The sequence below is a fragment of the Yersinia pekkanenii genome, from assembly GCF_001152565.1.
Taxonomy (GTDB): Bacteria; Pseudomonadota; Gammaproteobacteria; order Enterobacterales; family Enterobacteriaceae; genus Yersinia; species Yersinia pekkanenii.
The window spans coordinates 1-4,536 of record NZ_CQAZ01000096.1 but is presented as its reverse complement, the minus strand read 5'-3'; the positions used below and the strand labels follow the sequence as shown (position 1 = coordinate 4,536).

Here is a 4,536-nt window from a genome sequence, read left to right as displayed (position 1 = left end):
TCATTGGCACCACCGGGGCGGACGGTATCGCCACGGCGACGCTGACCAACACAGTGGCGGGTATTAGTGCGGTGACGGCCACCCTGAGCAGCAGTGCAAGCCAGAGTGTGGACACCACCTTTGTGGCGGATGAGACCACGGCGCAAGTGAACACCGTCACGCTGACAGATACCGTTGTCAGCAAGGTGGCGAACGGGACTAATACCTTCACCTACACCGTGCTGGTCAAAGACGCCAACGGCAACCCCGTCTTTGGTGTTGAGGTGACGTCGGTGGCGGATAAACCTGATGTCACAGTAGCTATCAGCAGTGCGACGGATGAAAACGGTCAGGCAATAATTACGTTGACTAGTACCACGAAGGCGATAGCCGATATAACGGTCAGTGCACTGGTGGGCAGTGCCGCCAGCGTAAACGCTGATAAAACGGTGAGCTTTACGGCGGGGGATGCTGCAGAAAGTACATCCAGTATTGTCGTCGATAATGCCACTTATGTGGCAGGCAGTGACATCACGGTGACGGTGACCTTAAAAGATGATAATGGCAATACAGCGCCTGGCTTGGCGCCGGTCTTAACCGCCACCACGGTGACGGTGCCCAATTCCACGGAAAAGGCGGATAACAGCTGGGCAGATAACGGTGACGGCACCTATACCGGCAGCTATGTGGCAAACACGACGGGCACCGGACTGAAAGCGAACTTAAAACTGAGCACCTGGAGTAGCGAGGTGGAGTCGAGTGTATATGATATTAGTTTTAGTTCGCCAGATTTAACTAAAGGAACTTTAACAATTAGTAAACCAAGAATAGTTGCTAATAATACTGATGATGCAATTTTAACTCTAAATGTAGTTGATAGTTACGGTAATGGAGTTTCTGATTTAAGCAATCTTGATTTTATTGTTGAGGATAATCTAGGAAGCATAATAACTAGCGGCATTTCAATTAGTAATGTAGATGCCGGTACAAATATTGGTGATTATACAGCTAAAATATCAGGTGATAACATTGGTGATTATAAAATTAGAACTCAATTAAATGGGGGGGATTTTAGTATTCCCTATGTCACCATAACGTTGTATTCATTTTCTTTTGAAATGACGCCAAGTAAAGCGACTGTGGTGATGAGTGGAACATATGCATTTATTATCAATGCAATACCTTCTGATTACCCGAGTGATGATACGAAATATGAAAATGTATCAGCAGGGATTAGCTGGGCTTCAAGTGATAATAGTATAGCTTCTGTTACAAATAGCGGATTAATCACTGGAGAGTCCGTGGGGCTAGTGGATATAACGGCATCTGGGAGCTATAAAGGATTTGGCTTTTCGAATTTAGAAGCTACATTGGGTGTTCAAGGGCAAATTGTCTCTCCTATATTCGGAGAAACTCAACCAACGGATAAAACAGGAACGTTAATTATTGAGCCGCCAGACTATTCTTTAATCATGTATTGTGGTTCTATTGTTGATGGGATAGGGTCTAGTGAGGGCAATTTCTTTGGTGGAAAAACAGGCGGACGTATTGTAATAAATAAACTAAATTTAGTTAGTTCAGTTCAGATTAGTACTGGCGAATTTACTGGTGGAACAAATACGACAGAAAGGGGTATCAGACAGTTAACCAAACTCACCTTTATTATGAAAGACGGCAGCTCTGGAGTATGTGGTAAAAATTCGAATACACAAAACATTGTTACGGAAACATTTGTTGTTCCTAATAACCAAGTTTTAGAAGGAGTGACTGTAGGTGGAGGAAATTACTTGCATACAATAGGCTTCATTACTAAATTGGAAGAATAATAAATAATCAAACCACCTGCATAGCGGGTGGCTTTATTTAGATTATCCGGCGTGCTGTTAAACCTCGGCCTTTAGGCCGGGGATATAAGGTTAGATGACGCCGGCAAACGTGGTTGTTGTGCTGGCAAACTAGTGTTGTGGCCTGCCGTTTTATTTCACATTGTCAGCATTTCTCTTTAACCTTTCAATTTGGTTTTATTGTATTTGTCCACGCGGGCATTTCTCAGAAAAATGACAGCGCATACATAGTCGGTTTGAACGGCAGCACGCCTGCTTGTGCTCATGTCAGTAAAATAAAGGTCAAAGTAGAGATGGTTATTTATATATAACATATATATCTGGCAGTTTTTATATTAGCGATAGGCGTTAATATAATTAAAATTTAATATGATTGAGATACTCTTTATGAAAAGATTTGAGTCTTTATTTTTTGGAGCTTTTTGGGTTTTCTGGGCTCTCTGGTTATTTTTATTTATTTCTTTGCTTAGTATTGAGTTTGTTCCCAGTTTCGTTATACATATATACTCCGTTTATTTTGGGTTTGTTTTATCTGAGGATACTTATGGGTTTCTGATCGCAACTTTATTGTGGTTATCATTTATTTTAACATTAATCATTATGACATTGATTTATCTGTTTTTTAAAGGCGCTGATGATTTTTATTAATAGTAATTGGTCAGATTTATTTTAAGTGTAAAATAAGGTTTGATTCTATGGAAGAGAAGCAAGTTATCATTCAACACTCCTGTCAATTTACCCTTCTCAGTGTGAATAATATTTTAAATGATATATTAGTCACGGAACCCACGAACGTTGTTATTCAGGTAGAGTCACTAACAGACGTATACGCTAATTTGATTCGTTCCCCCTCTACTCATATGGTTATTTTGAGTTTGTACTGCTATGACTATCGTTATAGACATATCTTTCATTTAATCATAAAGTGGTTGCAGAAAAATAGAGCAACTTGTCGTGTAGTTATTATTGCCGATACATCCTATCTTCGGCTATTAGAGCATTATTTCTATGATACTGACCTCATTTACGCAATGATTGCACAAGCGGCACCCATTCATCATTTTGTCGAACGGTTAAAACTGGTTTTTTTTCAGCTCAAGCCTGCTAAAAATTTATTTTATCGAAAGCGCTATTTGCCACTGTCAGAACGCGAGAAAATGGTCATAAGATTATTGTTGCAGGGAAACTCAAATAACCATATTGCTTCTACTTTGCAATTAAGTAATAAAACAGTTAGCTATTTTAAGAGAAACGCTTTGAATAAACTGGGGATTTATTCTTTACACCCCATGTTAATTTTACCATGTAGGTTTCATCCATGCGCCATCGACGACCCACTGAGCGTTTATGTCGGCGAAACGCCTTATCCAGCAAGGGCACCGGGCGGATAACCCAGCGGTGTAACGTGAAATGGTCAACAATACATCTCCTCCAAATTGCGCAGGCTCAGGGCGTAAGCCAGATACCCGCGAACACATTGCTCGATGATATCGATAGGATAGTGCAGGCGTTTAAAGACGTTTCGGATCAGAGACATGGGTAGGTAACATCACAAAAAAAAACAGCATGTTACCTTCCTGCGCCTTAATGCGACAGAACCCGATGAAGTCATGGATGAGGCTGGTATTTACTCTCTGGCGTCATCTGTTGGGATGAGTTCAACTTGTGTGTATGTGGGGGTCAAAGTCTTAACATTAACGCTCAGGGTATACTGACCTAGTACCTCAGTAAATTCATTCAGGTTACCGGATACCCGAAACGGTACCGCCTGCAGTTGTTTCCCGCCCACGGAGAAACCCGCTTTTAATTTCTCTTTTTCAACATAAAAACCGGACGTTCCTGGGGGAAGTTCATCAATTTCTTCTGATTTCCATTCCCTGCTGTTCAACCCGGCATTATCCCACCCTTTTTCTTTCAGGCATTCGGTGGCATATGTCAGTCGAAACAAATCAGATTGCTTATCCAAAGCGCCGGTGCAGGAACGCCACAAGTATTCCAGGTGTTGTTTCAGCTTATCCGTCAAACCTTGCTGACGACCTTTATCCAGTAACCATTTGATATCCAGTGCGACGCGTTTCGAAAACCGCTTTTTTTTCTGTGCCAGGGACAGCCAGCGAACCAAAAAAGGTTCTCTGCAGTTGGTGCGCTGATTTTGCCTTCTTTATAAGCCAGGTGAAGCGCAACGAGGGCGCAGAATGCCAGGTGGGAAAGTTCAGTCGTGGTATCTTCTGTATTATTATTCATGAGGTTACGTAAGTCGCAATTGATAGCCTATTCTAACCATAGAATTGGCAAGTGGGTCATTCCACCGGATTATTTCGAGGGGTATCTGTCAATACTAGAATATCACTCCCCAGTATCTCCAGTGAGTTATTGAGTGTAATGAGTACATCGTGTTGAGAACGAGCAGAAGCGATGACCAGCGCACCTATATCACTCAGTACCGTGCTATAACGGGATTGTAGTTCGCTGGCCAGAGCCGCGACTCTGTCATCGATAGCAATACAACTGAAACTATTGATAAATCGTTGTGTTTCTTGACGGATTAGAGGAGGCAGCTTCTGCGCTTCCCGGAAAATAATATACCGGCTGGCTGCACTGATGCTGGCGTTAGACGCTCCCTCAATGGCAACCTTTGCTCTCCCCCTGAAGATAGGCAAACAGTACGCACGTATCAATAACGGCCATTATTCACCCGCCTTAAGTTGCAAAT

Annotated in this window: 4 protein-coding genes and 1 pseudogene; 2 read left to right on the top strand and 3 right to left on the bottom strand. The window is 42.3% G+C overall.

Going from position 1 to position 4,536, the window contains the following annotated elements; translation table 11 throughout:
* Both AEP37_RS22325 and AEP37_RS22315 read left to right on the top strand, forming a co-directional pair.
* The coding region (locus AEP37_RS22325) for an Ig-like domain-containing protein (RefSeq protein ID WP_049615386.1) at positions 1 to 1,805 on the top strand (1,805 nt) is incomplete at its 5' end.
* A gap of 713 nt (positions 1,806 to 2,518) precedes the next feature.
* Positions 2,519 to 3,214 carry a LuxR C-terminal-related transcriptional regulator gene (locus tag AEP37_RS22315; RefSeq protein ID WP_082170901.1) on the top strand — a complete coding sequence of 232 codons (696 nt, stop codon included), beginning with the start codon at positions 2,519 to 2,521 and terminating at the stop codon, positions 3,212 to 3,214.
* Here AEP37_RS22315 and AEP37_RS25870 read toward each other — a convergent pair.
* From AEP37_RS25870 to AEP37_RS22305, 3 genes and pseudogenes are all read right to left on the bottom strand, one after another.
* Positions 3,111 to 3,360 (bottom strand): annotated as a pseudogene (locus AEP37_RS25870) (IS6 family transposase); the annotation flags it as partial. The gene AEP37_RS22315 and the pseudogene AEP37_RS25870 sit on opposite strands and share 104 nt — an antisense overlap.
* Before the next feature lie 90 nt (positions 3,361 to 3,450).
* The gene (locus AEP37_RS22310) at positions 3,451 to 3,945 is read right to left on the bottom strand and encodes a DUF2913 family protein (RefSeq protein ID WP_072086397.1); all 495 of its coding nucleotides are present in this window, start codon (positions 3,943 to 3,945) and stop codon (positions 3,451 to 3,453) included.
* A gap of 178 nt (positions 3,946 to 4,123) precedes the next feature.
* Positions 4,124 to 4,483: a PIN domain-containing protein gene (locus AEP37_RS22305; RefSeq protein ID WP_156168736.1), complete on the bottom strand. Its 360-nt coding sequence runs from the start codon at positions 4,481 to 4,483 to the stop codon at positions 4,124 to 4,126.
* Positions 4,484 to 4,536: the final 53 nt, after the last annotated feature.